This window comes from Pseudomonas sp. GW456-L12 (assembly GCF_059424045.1).
This window is the reverse complement of the sequence record NZ_JBWKZA010000037.1, coordinates 1-16,010: the sequence shown is the minus strand read 5'-3', so window position 1 is coordinate 16,010 and position 16,010 is coordinate 1. Positions and strand designations below refer to the sequence as shown.

Sequence of the window (16,010 nt, the reverse complement as noted above, 5' to 3'; positions counted from 1 at the left end):
CTCAGGTAAACCATGAAACCCGCTCGCCTTCGCGCCGACGTCCTGGCCGGACTCACCACCTCTTTCGCCCTGGTGCCCGAGTGCATCGCCTTCGCCCTGGTCGCCCACCTCAACCCGCTGATGGGCCTGTACGGGGCCTTTATCATCTGCACCCTGACCGCGCTGTTCGGCGGCCGCCCGGGGATGATTTCCGGCGCCGCCGGGTCGATGGCGGTGGTGATCGTCGCGCTGGTGGTGCAGCACGGCGTGCAGTACCTGCTGGCCACGGTGCTGCTGGGAGGGCTGGTCATGATCGCCTTCGGCCTGCTGCGCCTGGGCAAGCTGGTGCGGATCGTGCCGTATCCGGTGATGCTCGGCTTCGTCAACGGCCTGGCGATCATCATTGCCCTGGCCCAGCTGGAACACTTCAAGGCCGATGAACGCTGGCTCGGCGGCACGCCCCTGTGGCTGATGCTCGGGCTGGTGGCGCTGACCATGGCCATCGTCCATCTGCTGCCACGCTTGAGCCGCGCGGTGCCGCCGGCGCTGGTGGCGATCCTCGGGGTCGGCCTGCTGGTCTACCTGCTGGGCCTGCCGACCCGCACCCTGGGCGACATGGCCCATATCGCCGGCGGCCTGCCGCGCCTGGTGCTGCCGGACATTGCGTGGAACCTGGAGACCCTGGGCATCATTGCCCCCTACGCGTTCCTGATGGCCATGGTCGGCCTGCTGGAAACCCTGCTGACCCTCAACCTCACCGACGAAATCACCGAGAGCCGCAGCTTCCCCGATCGCGAGTGCGTGGCTCTGGGCGCGGCCAATATCGCCTCCGGCCTGTTCGGCGGCATGGGCGGTTGCGCGATGATCGGCCAGACCGTGATCAACCTCAGCTCCGGCGGCCGTGGCCGGCTGTCCGGGGTGGTCGCCGGGACGATGATCCTGCTGTTCGTGCTGTTTCTCTCGCCCCTGATCGAGCGCATTCCGCTGGCGGCGCTGGTGGGGGTGATGTTCGTGGTGGCCCAGCAGACCTTCGCCTGGGGCTCGCTGCGGGTGCTGCACAAAGTGCCGTTGAACGACATGCTGGTGATAGTCGCGGTGACCATCATCACCGTGTTCACCGACCTCGCCATCGCGGTGCTGTGCGGCATCGTCATCGCCGCCCTCAACTTCGCCTGGCAGCATTCGCGCGAGCTGTACGCCGACAGCCACGAGGAAGCCGACGGCAGCAAGCTGTACCGGGTCCACGGCACCCTGTTCTTTGCCTCGACCACCTCCTTCCTCAACCACTTCGACCCGGCGGGCGACCCGACCCTGGTGACCCTCGACTGCCGCCACCTGAGCTTCGTCGACTACTCGGCCATCGCCGCCCTGAAAACCCTGCGCGAACGCTACGGCAAGGCCGGCAAGCACCTGCGGGTGACCCACCTGTCCGAGCGCTGCAAGCAGTTGCTCAAGCGTGCGGGCATCCAGCACGGCTGAAATCGGGCCCAAGGAGCGGTCGACCAGCTCCGACGGCATCCTGAAAACCCACGAAAAACCAAAAGGCGAGCCCTGCCTCTTAAATTGTAGGAGCGAGCTTGCTCGCGATGGATATCAAGGACAACGCGGGGCATCTGATGCGCTGCGGTGCTCTTGAGTCCATCGCGAGCAAGCTCGCTCCTACAGTGGTTCATCTTCACTTAACTGATCGGCATTAGCCCTGCTTCTCGCCTTTTCATCGGTCAGGTCCAGGCCGCCCCGGCAGAAAGAAATATCATTGTGATATCATCACCCCCTCTCCGGCCAGGGTCCGCGCGATCCCATCCACCCCGGAAGACCTCATAAAAGAAGGCGCCACGATGCGCCTCCCGCCTGTCTTGCCTGCAAGAACCGACGACGCCCCGGAGCCTTTCCGAGCGCGCGCCGCTTTGCTGCGAACCTGCCGGATGCCGCGCAGGTTGTGCCTTTTGCCGCCACAAGGAACACAGTCATGCTTTTACGATCGATGAACATTTCCCGCCGTGCAGGCCTCAGTTTTGCCCTGATCGCGTTGCTCGCGGTTGCGCTCGGGGCGTTCTCCCTGCTGGAAATGCGGCGCATGAACGAGCAGTCGCTCGAGGTCGACAGGAACTGGCTGCCCTCGATCGTCGCGGCCAATGCCGTGGCCCTGACCAGTACCCAGATCCGTACCCTGACCCTGCGCCTGCTGGTCGTACGCGACAGAACCGAAGTCGAGGCCCTGCTGGACCGGGTCAAGCAACTCGACGAGCAACTGTCGGCCCAGCAACTGGCCTACGAAAAACTCAGTATCGCCCCCGAGGAAAAGGCTGCATACGCGCGCTACCTGGGGGTCAGGGCGCTGTACCTCAAGGACCAGCAGCGCGTCCTCGACCTGGCGCGCCAGGGGCGCAAGGACGAGGCGATCGCGATCGTCGACGGCGGGCCGTTCCTGACCAATGCCGACGCCATGCTCAAGGAACTGCTGAGCGTGGTCGAGGTGAATACCCACGGCGGCGAAGTGGCCGCCACGCGCAGCAACGAAGTGTTCCAGAGCGCGGTCGGGCTGGTGTTGGCGATCCTGGCCATCGTGCTGGTGCTGACCGTCGGCCTGGCCATCGTGCTCACCCGCAGCATCGTGCGGCCGCTGAGCCAGGCCGTGGCAGTCGCCGAAACCATCGCCAGCGGCGACCTGTGCCATGCCATCAGCGTGACCGGCAACGACGAACCGGCGCGCCTGCTGCACGCCCTGCAACGCATGCAGAACAGCCTGCGCAGCACCCTGCAGAAGATCGCCGATTCCTCCAGTCAGCTGGCGTCGGCCGCCGAGGAACTGCATGCGGTGACCGAGGATTCCAGCAAGACCCTGCACCAGCAGAGCAACGAGCTGGAACAGGCCGCCACCGCGGTCAACGAAATGACCGCGGCGGTGGAAGAAGTGGCGCGCAACGCCGTCAGCACCTCCGAAGCATCCCGGGAAACCGACGCCACCGCCCACCACGGCCGGCAGCAGGTGCAGCACACCGTCGACTCCATCGGCGACCTGGCCGACGAAGTGACCCGCACCTGCGGGCAGGTCGAGCACCTGGCGGTGGATGTGCGCAATATCGGCCAGGTCCTGGAGGTGATCCGCTCGATCGCCGAGCAGACCAACCTGCTGGCCCTCAACGCGGCCATCGAGGCCGCCCGGGCCGGCGATGCCGGACGCGGTTTCGCCGTGGTCGCCGATGAGGTGCGGGCCCTCGCCCATCGCACCCAGCAGTCGACCCAGGAAATCGAAAGCATGATCAACACCATCGAAGAAGGCACCGAAGGCGCGGTCAGCGCCATGCGCCACAGCAACGAACGCGCCCACTTGACCCTGGAAGCCGCCCGCGCTTCGGGCCTGGCCCTGGACCAGATCACCCAGGCCATCACCTCGATCAACGAACGCAACATGGTGATCGCCAGCGCCAGCGAAGAGCAGGCCCAGGTCGCCCGCGAGGTCGATCGCAACCTGGTGAATATCCGCGACCTGGCGACCCAGACCTCGGCCGGGGCCAACCAGAGCAACGCCGCCAGCCAGGACCTGTCGCGCCTGGCGGTGGAACTCAACGGCCTGGTAACCCAGTTCAAGGTCTGACGGCCAACGGGCTCCCGCGCCTTGCCGCGCGGGGCCTTCAGTAGGCGTATTGAGCAATCACCTTGCGCACCCTTTCCAGCGCCACCCGCAGCTGATCCATATCGACCGAGCCCAGGGCCAGACGGATCGCGTGGGGCACCGGCGCGGCGCTGACAAAGGGCTCGGCGATGGACACCGAGACATTCTCCCGCAGCAAGGCCATGGCCACCTGATCGGCACGGACCTCCTCGGGCAGCGGCAGCCAGAGAAAATAGGACGCCGGATGCCCGATGTACGCCAGGCCGGCCAGCACCTCCCGGGCCAGTGCCTGCCGGGCTTGCGCATCCTGGCGTTTCTCGGTTTCCAGGCGCGCCACGGTGCCGTCGTCGATCCAGTTGCAGACCAGCGCCGTCATCACCCCGGGGGTGTTCCAGGTGGTCGCGCGGATCACCCGTTCGATCAGCGGCACCCAGGCCGGCGGCGCGACGACAAAACCGACCCGCAGTCCGGTGGCGACATTCTTGGAAAACCCCGACACATACACCGTCAATTCCGGCGCCAGGGCCGCCAGCGGCGCGGGCGGATCCTCGGCGAGAAAGGCATAGGCGGCGTCCTCGATAATCAGCAACCGATGCTGCCGGGCGATCCGTACCAAATGTTCGCGCCAGGCCAGGTCCAGCACCCAGCCCATGGGATTGTGCAGGGTCGGCATGGCGTACACCGCCCGCACCCGTCGGCTGCGACACAGCTGCTCGAAGGCCGCCAGGTCGGGGCCGTGCTCGGTCAGGGCAATCGACACCAGCTCCACGCCGTGGGCGTCGGCCACCACCTTGAACCCCGGGTAGGTCAAGGCATCGGTGGCGACCACATCGCCGGGCTTGAGCAGCGCCATCACCGTGGTCGCCAGGCCATGCTGGGCGCCACTGACGATCGACACCTGCTCGGCGTCTACCCGCAACCCGCAAGAAACCAGATACCGCGCCACCGCGGCCCGCTCGTGGCTACGGCCACTGTGGGGCTGGTAGCGCAGCAGCGCCTCCAGGTCACCGGCGGCCGCCAGTTGGCGCAGGCCGCCGCGCAACACTTCGGCCTGACCGGGCAACGCCGGATAGTTGAAATTCAGGTCCAGAGTGCCCGCCGCCGTGGCCTGCTGGTCGATACCCTGGCCCGGCGGCAACGCGGTCTCGCGGACAAAGGTGCCGCGCCCGGTTTCGCCACTGATCAGGCCCATGGCCTCCAGCTCGGCATACACCCGCGAAGCGGTCACCAGGGCCAGCCCTTCCCTGGCGGCCAGCTCGCGGTGAGTCGGCAGGCGGGCACCGGGCGGCAGTGCGCCGCCACGGATATCGGCGGCAAAAGCATCGACCAGTTGTTTGTAGCGGGCACGGGCCATAGCGGAATGTATCCATGACAATATTTTGATTGTATTGCTTAGCGCTCCTAGGATGGGGCCTGAGCAGCCCAGGCGCAATCTCGCCCTGCAGCGCGGCGCTTACCCTTGAACAGAGCTGAGCCCCTGAATGGAACGGACATCCCCCCTGCCACACCCCATCACGCAAAAGGCCGCGAGCGGCTGGCTCAACGGTTTTATCGGCGTGCTGATTTTCAGCGGCTCACTGCCGGCCACCCGGGTCGCCGTGCTGGAATTCGACCCGCTATTCCTGACCGTGGCCCGCGCCAGCATCGCCGGGGTCCTGGCCTTGTGCCTGTTGCTGCTGTTCAAGGAAAAACGCCCGAACAGAAACCAGCTGTGGCCCTTGGCGATAGTCGCCCTGGGCGTGGTGGTGGGCTTTCCCCTGCTGACCGCGTTAGCGCTGCAGTACGTGACCTCGGCCCACTCCATCGTCTTCCTGGGCTTGCTGCCGCTGGCCACCGCGGTGTTCGGCGTGCTGCGCGGCGGCGAGCGGCCGCGGCCGGTGTTCTGGCTGTTCTCGGTGCTGGGCAGCCTGCTGGTGGTGGGGTTTGCCCTGTCCCAGGGGCTGAGCGCCGCGCCGGCCGGAGACATCCTCATGCTATTGGCGATCCTGGTCTGCGGCCTGGGTTACGCGGAAGGTGCCAAGCTCTCCCGCACCCTGGGCGGCTGGCAGGTGATCTCCTGGGCTTTGGTGCTGGCGCTGCCGGTCATGGCCGTGCTGAGCCTGTTGCGTGCCCCGCCTTCGTTTAGCGGCATCACCCTGCCCGCCTGGCTGAGCCTGGGGTACGTCGCGTTGTTCAGCATGCTGATCGGCTTTGTCTTCTGGTATCGCGGGCTGGCCCAGGGAGGGATCGCCGCCGTCGGCCAGTTGCAGTTGCTGCAACCGTTCTTTGGCCTGGCCCTGGCGGCCACCCTGCTGCATGAACAGGTCAGCCTGGGCATGCTGGGAGTGACCGTGGCGGTGATTTTGTGCGTGGCCGGGGCGAGGAAGTTTTCCAAATAGCGGTTCGGCCCGCCTCGGCGAGACGGGGCTGGCCTGAGGTTTCCCCTCAGACCGGGGAGATGGTCGCCAGCAGACCGATCGCGATGGTCAGCGCCAAGAATCCAAACAAGAAAATCGCCATCTTCGCCATAAAGGCCTCCTGAACAATAGGTTTTCGCCAACGCGAAAAGCAGAACGCAGCCTCAGGCTCCAGCCGGCGGGCCGGTGCGCCTGAGGGGTGCGTTATTGTCAGGCCAGATCTGATCCCGATACAGACGCAGGTGACGAAGAAAAATACGGATCAGATGGCGGCGGACTCTGTCGGCCCATGGACCAAAGGTCCGGGTACATGAGGCAAAGCCGACATGCCTCGACCCAGGATCGCCGGCGCCCACGCCAGCATGGCAGCCCGGGCAACCGGCAATTGCGCGTGCCTTCCCCGGTTATTTGCGCGCCAGCTTGTAGCGCACGCAATCGTCGTAAAAACTCTGCCGCACCGTCGCCGGCTTGGCCCGCGAGGGGCTGTCGTAGGTCTGTTCGGTAATGCCCAGGGCCAGCATGCGCATCCAGCCCTTGCTGAACTTGTAGGTCTGCAGCTTCTGCCGCGCGGCATACAGCGAAACGCCCGACAGTTTCAGCTCCTGCGCCCGCGCCGCCGTCCCCGCGCCCCAACTGCACACATACCGGTCATTGGCCGGCAACTCCTTGCCCTCGGCCGCGACAGCCACGCTGACCAAGGCGAACGAGGTCAGCGTCATCCACACATTGCGCATTTTTCGATCTACCTAACCACCTGAAATTAAAGTGATTTTGGCGGTGATTGAGTGAGCGCGGGGCCAGCATCGAGCCTTATCGGAGCAGGCAATGTGCCTCTCTTTTACTGGCCACTTGTTCACTACGGGCGCCAGGCTCGGCAACAGCCGCCGGTCCAGGTTCCTGGCGCAGGGTTTCTCGCCCCCTCCGGGCAGAAAATTACCCCTGCAAGCGTCTGGCTGGTATCGTGCGGCCCTGTGAAAACACGCCGCATGACTTGAGGAAATGGACGTTGAGCACTGAAGAAAAACTGACCGGGGATCTGTTCGAAGTCGACAAGCGCCTGGGGCTCAAGCCCGTGGTGGACTTCAACACCTATCTGCGCACGGCCTTCGGCGACGGCAAATGCACCTGCGGTCGTTGTGTCGCCAGCGCGGGCGTCGAGAGCGGTTATGCCTACCAGCACAGCTTCGACTTCGACGGTAAAGTCACCCACCGCCGCTTCGCCACCACCGCCGGCAGCGACGTACTGCTGGTGCTGAAGAAGGCTTGGCTGTCCTACACCAAGGCCGAGCTGGAAACCAGCGGCAACCTGGCGCTGGACACCGTCAAGGAATTCGTCGAGCCGCAATTGCACCAGCGCCTGCTGCCCCTGCTGCTGGCCAGCGGGCTGGTCAAGGACATCGACGGCGACCTGCAGATACAGGCACAGGCGGCCTGAGGTTTTCCTTCTCCAACAACAAGAAAGGTAAGACACATGCACCCACTCTCCCTGCAAGACAGCACCGCGCCGGACGGCGTTTGTTTTGGCTGCGGCAGCCGCAACCCCCATGGCCTGCACATCAAGAGCCACTGGCATGAGGATGGGGTGCATGTGATGGCCGAGCACCTGCCGGACAGCCAATACTGCGGCTGGCCCGAGCTGGTGTACGGCGGCCTGATCGCCATGCTGGTGGACTGCCACTCGAACTGGACTGCCATGGCCTACCACTACCGCGGCGAAAAACGCGCCCTGGACAGCCAGCCACGGATCAACTGCGTGACCGGCAACCTCGGCATCAAATTCATCAAGCCCACACCGATGGGCGTGCCCCTGACCTTGCGCGCCAGGGTCGAAGGCGAAGTCGGGCGCAAGAGCCGGGTGATCTGCGAGGTCTACGCCGGCGATGTGCTGACGGCGATTGGCGACTCGATCTTCGTGCGGGTCGATACCGAGCAGTTGGCCGCGGCGGCCCACGGCCGGGAAGCCTGAGCCGGCCCAGGCTCGCTCACGATCTTGAAACCTTTGGGAACCACGATCCGAAGCAGGTAAAACCAGCTTACAAGGGGGACGCTTAGTTCTTGCTCGCGATGGCGGTTAACGATAACGCGTGTCGAGTGGATGAACGCGGCGCTCTCAAGTCCATCGCGAGCAAGCTCGCTCCTACACCAGCCCCCCACTCTCGTCCTTAACGGATCGGCATTAGCCAGAATCGTCCTGCTTGTCAGCCCGTAAAAGTAAAGATTTGCCCTTCAAACCTTTCAGACTCCTCCCGCAGTAATACCTGTCCATAGCCAATAGGGTTGATGCCATCCCGCCGCCGGCTGGAAAACCGCACTGGATGGACAGGCAGAACCCTCGATGGCGCGCAACAGACTTCCCCCGATCAAGAATCCCCCTTCCGGCGACGGGCACCATGTCAGCTACCGAGACATGACCCCCAGCGAACGGGCGGAACAAGAGGCCAGGCAAAACGCCTATGAACGGATGCTGGTTCGCCAACAAGCCTACGCAGACAGCCTCGCCAGCCCACCCCGCAAGCAACAGGCGATGGCCGGCTGCACATTCACCAAATCCTGCAATCTGCCCGACGGGGTCATGGACTACCTCAGCCCATCCGGGGCGATTCCCACCGACGCCATCAAGGACTATGGCGAGCTTGTCTTGCTGGGTGGTCGTGGAACCGACGCGACGGGGAATATCCCGCTCAAGAAAATCAGCGGCGCCCTTCCCGCCGCCCTGGGCAACCTGGCGCTGGGCGGCGAGGCCGTGGCGTCCGCCGGAGCCGGCGTGGCCAGCGGCGGGGTCGTCACCGGTGCCTTGGCAGGCCTGGTGGCCATGCTCTGGCCGTCGAGCCTGGGCGACAGCGCCTTGTACACGCCAGAGCAACTCGACGCGCTGAAAGAAGGCCGCACCCGCGTGCGCCTGCATATCGAACAACGGCCCGACGACACGCTCAAGGGCTATGGCTACAACACGCAAAAGCAGCGTGGCTGGGAAATGGTCCCGGTGGTGCGCTTTGCTGCCAAAGGCCAGCAACAGGTGGCCGACTTCGGCGACGGCGTCACCCTGATCTGGACACCCGCGGTGGACCCGTCCAGCACCTCCGGCATCCCCCCGCTGGAGGCCGCGCCCCAAGCGCCGCACATCTGGATCTTTCCGCCCACCGAACAGGCGGACACCCTCATCGTCAACCCGATCTACCCGCCGGAGTACAAGGACTTCATCCTGGTGTTCCCGCCGGGGTCTGGGGTTCGGCCGCTCTATATCGTGTTAAATCTGCCCAGAGGCCAGAACTATCATCCCAAACCCCAAAATCTCCCCGCTTTCCCTGGCCTCAAATGGTCAAAGCCTAAAACCCCCAAAAAAGGTGGCGGCTTGCGTGATCGATGGAAAGACAAAGACGGTACGATCTACGAATGGGACTCCCAACACGGCAGGCTGGAGAAGTACAACAAACGCGGCAAACACTTAGGCGAGTTCGACCCAATAACCGGCCAGCAAACCAAACCAGCGGATAAAACCAGAGTGATTGAGCCATGAAGTACAACCTGAAATTCGAGATACACGGCGCACCTACAAATAGTGACGACGCTGTATTCGAGACAAAACTACCGACTCTCACTACAGAAATGCTGATGCCGATTATGGGTTGGCAGAGCGAAGCAGACGCCGTACATAGCTACCTCCTCACCCGAGAGCAAGCCAGCGCCATAGAACGCCTTACAGCCATCCCACTCCCCAAAGATCTGGAGCTGTACATCAGCTGCCATTGCTGACCGACTCTATATGGTCGGCCTGGCACGCCCCCCATGAAGGAAAAACCATGTCCATTCTGGATATTGGCCTTGAGTTTGTACTCAAAGAAGCGTGACCACTCAGAGCCAGTAAGGCGGCACGGCTCATGAAATAGATGATTTACAAATCCCCAAAAAAACACATAGCCAACCCCCGGTAACCATCATGGAGAAAAGCATTCCCGACTACACAGAAGCTGAGTTCATTCGCTTCATGCAGGAAATATTCACCGCAAATGGGAACGGCACTTCCGATGAAGTGCTGGATGACCTTCTGGACGAGTTCAGACGGCTTACCGAGCATCCAGACGGCTCCGACCTGATCTACTGGCCGGAGGATGAAGCGCAATGCACCCCAGAAGGTATGACCAACACCGTTAAAGAGTGGCGCAAGACTAATGGCTTGCCAGAATTCAAGTCGTGATGGCGTTTAGTGATGAGATTTACGACTGAGATGACCAAGCTCCCGGGCTCTCTACCTGAGTACACCGAAAGCGATTTTCTTAAACTGCTCGACGAAATATGCAATGCGGTGGGCACCGAGAAATATCAGGATCAGTTGCTAGAGCACTTTATTGAAATGACCGGCAATCCCGCTGCATCTGACTGGATTTATTATCTCGAGGATGGTGAAGACGATTCGCCAAAGGGAATTTTGAAAACAGTCCAAGACTGGCGTAAGGCCAATGGCTTGCCGGGTTTCAAGGAACCCTAAATCAATGGCCTTGAGGTGCCATTCCAATGAACCCACCGAAGCTGAATCAAGGACGATATGAGTTTTTTCAACCGTATCGCAGGTCTTTTTGACCGCGCGCCCAAAGAGCAAATTGCTGGCTACTCCCGGTCAGAACTCCAAGCGGTTTTCACCGAACCTCTGCCACACACTCCCGCCCTGTCCCTTCCACTTCGCGCGGTTTCTTTGGAAGACACAGGCGTGCCGGCTTATTACTGGGCCTTGCTGATCGATGGGAGCGACAGGCATGCCTTCCAGGCACTTATCGAATCCAGCTTCACCCTGACCCACGAACGCAGCTTCAACGACCTTCCCGTCAGGCAGTATGAAAACGCCCAAAACCACCAGCGCCTGATTTGCTTTACATCCACCCGGGAATTCAATGCCGTCACGGTGCGCCTGGTAACCAACAGCACTGACTTTCTCGAAGCCATTCAGCGCCAGCGTTTCGCCGTTCCGCCGCCCTGGATGGCCTTCGAGGGTTACAACCCTGCATGGTGGGGAACGCAGTTGCAAGGTGCCCAGGGTTACTACAACGACCAGTACTTCCTGCCGTTTTTTACCGGTTTGGGCGAGACCGAGAAGCGGGCCTATTTCGCTCGCTACACTGCCAGCCAAGCGTGGGCTGCCAGCCTGATGTCAATCAGTGATGAGTGAGAGGAGCTGATGCCGCAGGCCGCGACCTCCTCCCCCCAACCACCTGGCCCGCTTGCCGAAAAGCGCAAGACTTCGCGCTGAAAAACCGGATAATGGCCGCCATTTCGTTTTGCTCGTTATTCGGTGTGCCCCATGGAAATCAAGGTCAACTTTCTCGACAACCTCCGACTTGAAGCCAAGTTCGATGACTTCACGGTGGTGGCCGATCAACCCATCCGCTACAAGGGCGATGGCTCGGCACCGGGTCCGTTCGACTATTTCCTGGCGTCATCGGCGTTGTGCGCGGCGTACTTCGTGAAGTTGTACTGCGACACTCGCAATATCCCCACCGATAACATTCGCCTGTCGCAAAACAACATTGTCGATCCGGAAAACCGCTACAACCAGATCTTCAAGATCCAGGTCGAGTTGCCGGCGGATATCTCCGACAAGGACCGCCAGGGCATCCTGCGCTCCATCGACCGTTGCACCGTCAAGAAAGTGGTACAGGCCGGGCCTGAGTTTGTGATCGAGGAGGTGGAAAACCTCGACGCCGATGCCCAGGCCCTGTTGATGCCGAGCGCCGAGGCGCACACCACCTACATCGCCGGCAAGGACCTGCCGCTGGAACAGACCATCGCCAACATGTCCGGCATCCTGGCGGGCCTGGGCATGAAGATCGAGATCGCTTCGTGGCGCAATATCGTGCCCAACGTGTGGTCGCTGCATATCCGCGACGCGCAGTCGCCGATGTGCTTCACCAACGGCAAGGGCGCGACCAAGGAAGGCGCCCTGGCCTCGGCCCTGGGCGAGTTCATCGAGCGCCTGAACTGCAACTTCTTCTACAACGATCAGTTCTGGGGCGAGGAGATCGCCAACGCGCCGTTCGTGCATTACCCGGACGAGCGCTGGTTCCAGCCAGGCCCCAACGACGAGCTGCCGAGCGAAATCCTCGATGCGTACTGCCTGAAGGTCTACAACCGCGAAGGCGAGCTGCGCGGTTCGCACCTGTTCGACACCAACTCCGGCAATGAAGAGCGCGGCATTGTTTCGCTGCCGTTCGTGCGCCAGTCGGATGGCGAAGTGGTGTACTTCCCGTCGAACCTGATCGAAAACCTCTACCTCAGTAACGGCATGAGCGCCGGCAACACCCTGGCTGAAGCCCAGGTGCAGTGCCTGTCGGAGATCTTCGAACGCGCCGTCAAACGCGAAATCATCGAAGGCGAATTCGCCCTGCCGGATGTACCGGCAGAAGTCTTGGCCAAATACCCGGGGATTCTCGCCGGCATCCAGGGCCTGGAAGCCCAGGGCTTTCCGGTGCTGGTCAAGGATGCGTCGCTGGGCGGTGAGTTCCCGGTGATGTGCGTGACTCTGATGAACCCGCGTACCGGTGGCGTATTTGCCTCGTTCGGCGCGCACCCAAGCCTGGAAGTGGCACTGGAGCGCAGCCTCACCGAGCTTCTGCAAGGCCGCAGTTTCGAGGGCTTGAACGATCTGCCGCCGCCGACGTTCGAAGGTCAGGCGGTCACCGAGCCGAACAACTTCGTCGAGCACTTCATCGACTCCAGCGGCGTGGTGTCGTGGCGCTTCTTCAGCGCCCAGTCGGATTACGAGTTCGTCGAGTGGGACTTCTCCGGCCAGGGTGAAGACTCTAATACCCAGGAAGCCGCGACCTTGTTCGGCATTCTCGAAGGCATGGGCAAGGAGTCCTACATGGCCGTGTACGAGCACCTGGGCGCCACCGCCTGCCGCATCCTGGTGCCGGACTACTCGGAAATCTACCCGGTGGAAGACCTGATCTGGGACAACACCAACAAGGCACTGTTCTTCCGCTCCGACATCCTCAACCTGCATAGCCTCGACGAGGAAGAATTGCAGGCGTTGCTCGAGCGCCTGATAGAAAGCGAACTGGACGACTACACCGATATCACCACCCTGATCGGCATCGAGTTCGACGACAACACCGCCTGGGGTCAACTGACCATCCTGGAGTTGAAGCTGCTGATCTTCCTGGCCTTGCAGCAATATGAAGAAGCCAAGGAATGCGTGGAGATGTTCCTGCAGTACAACGACAACACCGCCGAGCGTGGCCTGTTTTACCAGGCGATGAATGCGGTGCTGGAGATGGAGCTCGACGAAGATCTGGACCTGGCGGATTACGAAGCCAATTTCCGTCGCATGTTCGGCAACGAGCGGATGGATGCGGTGATTGGCTCGGTGAATGGCGATGTGCGCTTCTATGGCTTGACGCCGACCAGCATGAAGCTGGAAGGGATCGACCGCCACCTGCGCCTGATCGACAGCTACAAGAAGCTGCACGCGGCGCGGGCCAGGGTGACAGCGCTGTCCAGCTGATGGCCAGGCCGGGGAACAGCGCCCGCCGTTGAATCGACAGGCGCTGGCCCCACAGGCATAGGAAATGGCCCGGGCGATCAGCGGGCCAACCCGCCGGACCCACGCCGCTGCCGGCTCGAACCAGCTACTTCTCAGCGACCTTCCAACCCCTTCCCTGCTAGCCCCCGGCGACACCTTCCTCCCCCGGCGCCGTATTGCCGGCAATGGCAGCCCCGAGGAAGTACAGCATCCCGCCCGCGACGATAAACAGCATCAGCATGTAGAAGATGTATTGGGGCGGCTGCACCGCCAAGACCGCCCCGCACAATACCGGCCCCAATGCCGCGCCCAGGTTGCTCAGGTTCTGCGCCCCGTAATACATGCCCCGCAAATGGCTGGGGGCGATGTTGTCGATGAACATGTATTCGGCGGGAAACACGATAATCTCGCCGAGCGTGAAAATGACCATGGCGCCGACCCAGAACACCAGGGTGGTCGACAGCGCGAAGCCCGCCAGCCCCAGGACAAACATAACCAGCCCGCCCGCGAGCCACAGGCTCAAGTGTTGCTGGGAGATTTTCCTGCCGATGAGGTATTGCAGGCTGATCACCGTCAGCGCATTGGTGGCCACGATGCTGCTGATAATCCGGTAGGCGGTTTCGGCTGTGGTGGTCACCACCAGGTACTGCGAGAGGTAGGCACTGAACTGGCCGAAGACCACGGCGCTGAGCAGCCCGCCCAGGGTAAAGCACACCAGCCGGCGATCGCTCAGCAACAGCTTGCCCACGGCCAGGAATGGCGCGCGGGGCTGGCTTGGTTCAACGCCCGCCAAGCCCCTGTCGCCCCACACGAAGTAGACAAAAAAGAACCCTGCGCCCAGCCCCGCGGACAACAGAAAAGGCAGGCTGATATCCAGCCCGGCCAGCCCTGCGCCGAGAAAGGGGCCGACGGCATAACCGATATTGGTCAGCGTGTATTTGATCGAAAACACTTCGCCCCGGCCAGCGACGGGGAGCAGGCTGCCAAAGCCCGATTTCACGGCGATATCGATGACCGCGTAGGCCAGGTTGATCGACACCAGGCACAGGTAGAACAGCCAGAGATCGCGCGCGACAAAGGTCCCGAGGAAACCCGCGGTGAACACGCCACTGCAGACCAGGATCAGCCTGTAGCTGGACATCCGGTCCACCAGGAACCCGCCATACAGGCTCAACAGCGAGCCAATGATCAGCGTGCTGCCGATGACCAGGCCGACATCGGCGATGCTCAAGTGGAAGTGACCCGATAAATAAATGACCAGATAAGGCAGGGTGATCGCGCGAGCGAGGGTCAGGATCAGGGACGCTGAAAGCAGCAGGTTTACCGTGGTCGGATAGTTTCTTAGCGTGGCCAGCATCCTTGCCTCATCGTTATCGCCATTATTTTTGTCGGGTTCGCGCTGTGGCAATCGCAGGAAAGCCGGCGCGGATCAAGCATACTGCTGAACCCAGTTCTCATTGCTGATGGTTTTTACCGGGTGCATGGAGCCAGATTCATGAATAAGGAATGTCTATGTTTTCCTCCGAACGCTTGAAGGGCATCGATGTATTTGTCTGCGTGGCCGAGTCTGGCAGCTTCACGGCCGCCGCCGAGAAAATGCACCTGACAGGCTCCGCCGTCAGTAAAAGCATCGCGCGCCTGGAGGGCCGGCTGGGCACTCGCCTGCTGCATCGGACCACGCGACGCGTGGCGCTGACCGACGCAGGAATGACCTTCTATCGCACCTGCACCGGTGTGCTGTCCGACCTGGAAGACGCCGAGTTTGCACTCAAGGCCGAAGCCAACGAGGCCCGCGGCAGTGTTCGCATCGACCTGCCAGGGGCTTTTGGCCGCGCCCAGGTGCTGCCGATCCTGCTGCGCCTTGCCCAGGATCATCCAGCGCTGACGCCGCATATTTCCTTCTCCGACGGTTTCGTCGACCCGTTCAAGGAAGGCGTGGACATCGTTGTGCGTATTGGCGGCGCGGATGCCTGGCCCGATACGCTGGGGCAGCGTTGCCTGGCCCGCGAACGACACATCTTCTGTGCCTCCCCCGCCTACCTGGCCAGGCAGGGCGTCCCGCTGACCGAAAGCGATCTGCAACAGCATCAGTGCATCGCCTATGGCTGGGTGGATGGCCGGATCAATCCCTGGAATTTCGCCGACGACCAGGGCGTAACGACGCGCCGGCAGGTCGCCGCCCAGCTTGTGGTGGGCAATGGCGAAGGCATCGTGATGGCGGCCATGGCCGGTTGCGGTATCACGCAGTTGCCGTCCTGGCTCGTCCAGCGGCAGCTGGACGAAGGGGCCTTGGTGGAGGTGCTTGCCCATCGGGCAAGCGAGGGAATGCCGATCAACCTGGCCTGGGTCAAAAGTCGTGAAACGCTGCCCAAGGTCAGGGTCCTGCTGGAGGCCCTGGTCACAGGGCTGACGCCGATAGATGACGGCGACCTGGCCGCCAGCCCTGCCCGCTGACAGACAAGGATCGGCCAGCGCCAGCCGCCGACCGATAGCCCCCACCCTGCCC

At 62.5% G+C, this 16,010-nt stretch carries 15 protein-coding genes and 1 pseudogene; 13 read left to right on the top strand and 3 right to left on the bottom strand.

What is annotated here, in order from left to right; all coding sequences use genetic code 11:
* The first annotated feature begins 12 nt into the window (after positions 1 to 12).
* The 3 genes and pseudogenes from AC07Y9_RS28475 to AC07Y9_RS28465 all read left to right on the top strand — a co-directional run bounded on the left by AC07Y9_RS28475 (position 13) and on the right by AC07Y9_RS28465 (position 3,577).
* Entirely contained in the window at positions 13 to 1,458 is a 1,446-nt protein-coding gene (locus AC07Y9_RS28475) for a SulP family inorganic anion transporter (RefSeq protein WP_102680589.1), read from the top strand.
* A 490-nt stretch (positions 1,459 to 1,948) separates the two neighbouring features.
* A pseudogene (locus AC07Y9_RS28470) lies at positions 1,949 to 2,719 on the top strand (MCP four helix bundle domain-containing protein); the annotation flags it as partial.
* Positions 2,714 to 3,577, top strand: coding sequence for a methyl-accepting chemotaxis protein (locus AC07Y9_RS28465; RefSeq protein WP_371858238.1), 864 nt, complete (start codon positions 2,714 to 2,716; stop codon positions 3,575 to 3,577). The pseudogene AC07Y9_RS28470 and the gene AC07Y9_RS28465, both read left to right, overlap by 6 nt.
* Before the next feature lie 37 nt (positions 3,578 to 3,614).
* On the opposite strand, the gene AC07Y9_RS28460 is transcribed toward AC07Y9_RS28465, so the two are convergent.
* Complete coding sequence (locus AC07Y9_RS28460) at positions 3,615 to 4,949, bottom strand: aminotransferase-like domain-containing protein (RefSeq protein WP_102680587.1); 1,335 nt, start codon at positions 4,947 to 4,949, stop codon at positions 3,615 to 3,617.
* Between the two features lie 127 nt (positions 4,950 to 5,076).
* Between AC07Y9_RS28460 and AC07Y9_RS28455 the strand changes: the two genes are divergently transcribed.
* Positions 5,077 to 5,973, top strand: coding sequence for a DMT family transporter (locus tag AC07Y9_RS28455; protein WP_102680586.1), 897 nt, complete (start codon positions 5,077 to 5,079; stop codon positions 5,971 to 5,973).
* Between the two features lie 422 nt (positions 5,974 to 6,395).
* Here AC07Y9_RS28455 and AC07Y9_RS28450 read toward each other — a convergent pair whose 3' ends face one another.
* The gene (locus tag AC07Y9_RS28450) at positions 6,396 to 6,725 is read right to left on the bottom strand and encodes a hypothetical protein (RefSeq protein ID WP_007924875.1); all 330 of its coding nucleotides are present in this window, start codon (positions 6,723 to 6,725) and stop codon (positions 6,396 to 6,398) included.
* A 272-nt stretch (positions 6,726 to 6,997) separates the two neighbouring features.
* Here AC07Y9_RS28450 and AC07Y9_RS28445 point away from each other — a divergent pair, with 272 nt between their 5' ends.
* From AC07Y9_RS28445 to AC07Y9_RS28410, 8 genes are all read left to right on the top strand, one after another.
* A complete protein-coding gene (locus AC07Y9_RS28445) occupies positions 6,998 to 7,426 on the top strand; it encodes a hypothetical protein (protein ID WP_102680585.1) in 429 nt (142 codons plus the stop codon).
* Positions 7,427 to 7,462: 36 nt separating this feature from the next.
* A complete protein-coding gene (locus tag AC07Y9_RS28440) occupies positions 7,463 to 7,957 on the top strand; it encodes a PaaI family thioesterase (protein ID WP_087088205.1) in 495 nt (164 codons plus the stop codon).
* 369 nt (positions 7,958 to 8,326) lie between these two features.
* Positions 8,327 to 9,508: a colicin E3/pyocin S6 family cytotoxin gene (locus tag AC07Y9_RS28435; RefSeq protein WP_102680584.1), complete on the top strand. Its 1,182-nt coding sequence runs from the start codon at positions 8,327 to 8,329 to the stop codon at positions 9,506 to 9,508.
* A complete protein-coding gene (locus tag AC07Y9_RS28430; protein WP_053260569.1) occupies positions 9,505 to 9,744 on the top strand; it encodes a pyocin S6 family toxin immunity protein in 240 nt (79 codons plus the stop codon). The genes AC07Y9_RS28435 and AC07Y9_RS28430 overlap by 4 nt, the downstream gene beginning before the upstream one ends.
* A 184-nt stretch (positions 9,745 to 9,928) precedes the next feature.
* Positions 9,929 to 10,186: a bacteriocin immunity protein gene (locus AC07Y9_RS28425; RefSeq protein WP_102680583.1), complete on the top strand. Its 258-nt coding sequence runs from the start codon at positions 9,929 to 9,931 to the stop codon at positions 10,184 to 10,186.
* A 30-nt stretch (positions 10,187 to 10,216) separates the two neighbouring features.
* Positions 10,217 to 10,477: a bacteriocin immunity protein gene (locus AC07Y9_RS28420; RefSeq protein ID WP_102680621.1), complete on the top strand. Its 261-nt coding sequence runs from the start codon at positions 10,217 to 10,219 to the stop codon at positions 10,475 to 10,477.
* A gap of 57 nt (positions 10,478 to 10,534) precedes the next feature.
* Entirely contained in the window at positions 10,535 to 11,152 is a 618-nt protein-coding gene (locus AC07Y9_RS28415; protein ID WP_102680582.1) for a hypothetical protein, read from the top strand.
* Positions 11,153 to 11,284: 132 nt separating this feature from the next.
* Positions 11,285 to 13,486, top strand: coding sequence for an OsmC domain/YcaO domain-containing protein (locus AC07Y9_RS28410; RefSeq protein ID WP_102680581.1), 2,202 nt, complete (start codon positions 11,285 to 11,287; stop codon positions 13,484 to 13,486).
* Between the two features lie 157 nt (positions 13,487 to 13,643).
* On the opposite strand, the gene AC07Y9_RS28405 is transcribed toward AC07Y9_RS28410, so the two are convergent.
* On the bottom strand, positions 13,644 to 14,861 hold the full coding sequence (locus AC07Y9_RS28405; RefSeq protein ID WP_102680580.1) for an MFS transporter: 1,218 nt from the start codon (positions 14,859 to 14,861) through the stop codon (positions 13,644 to 13,646).
* A 155-nt stretch (positions 14,862 to 15,016) separates the two neighbouring features.
* Here AC07Y9_RS28405 and AC07Y9_RS28400 point away from each other — a divergent pair, with 155 nt between their 5' ends.
* Positions 15,017 to 15,958: a LysR family transcriptional regulator gene (locus AC07Y9_RS28400; protein WP_102680579.1), complete on the top strand. Its 942-nt coding sequence runs from the start codon at positions 15,017 to 15,019 to the stop codon at positions 15,956 to 15,958.
* Positions 15,959 to 16,010 lie beyond the last annotated feature (52 nt).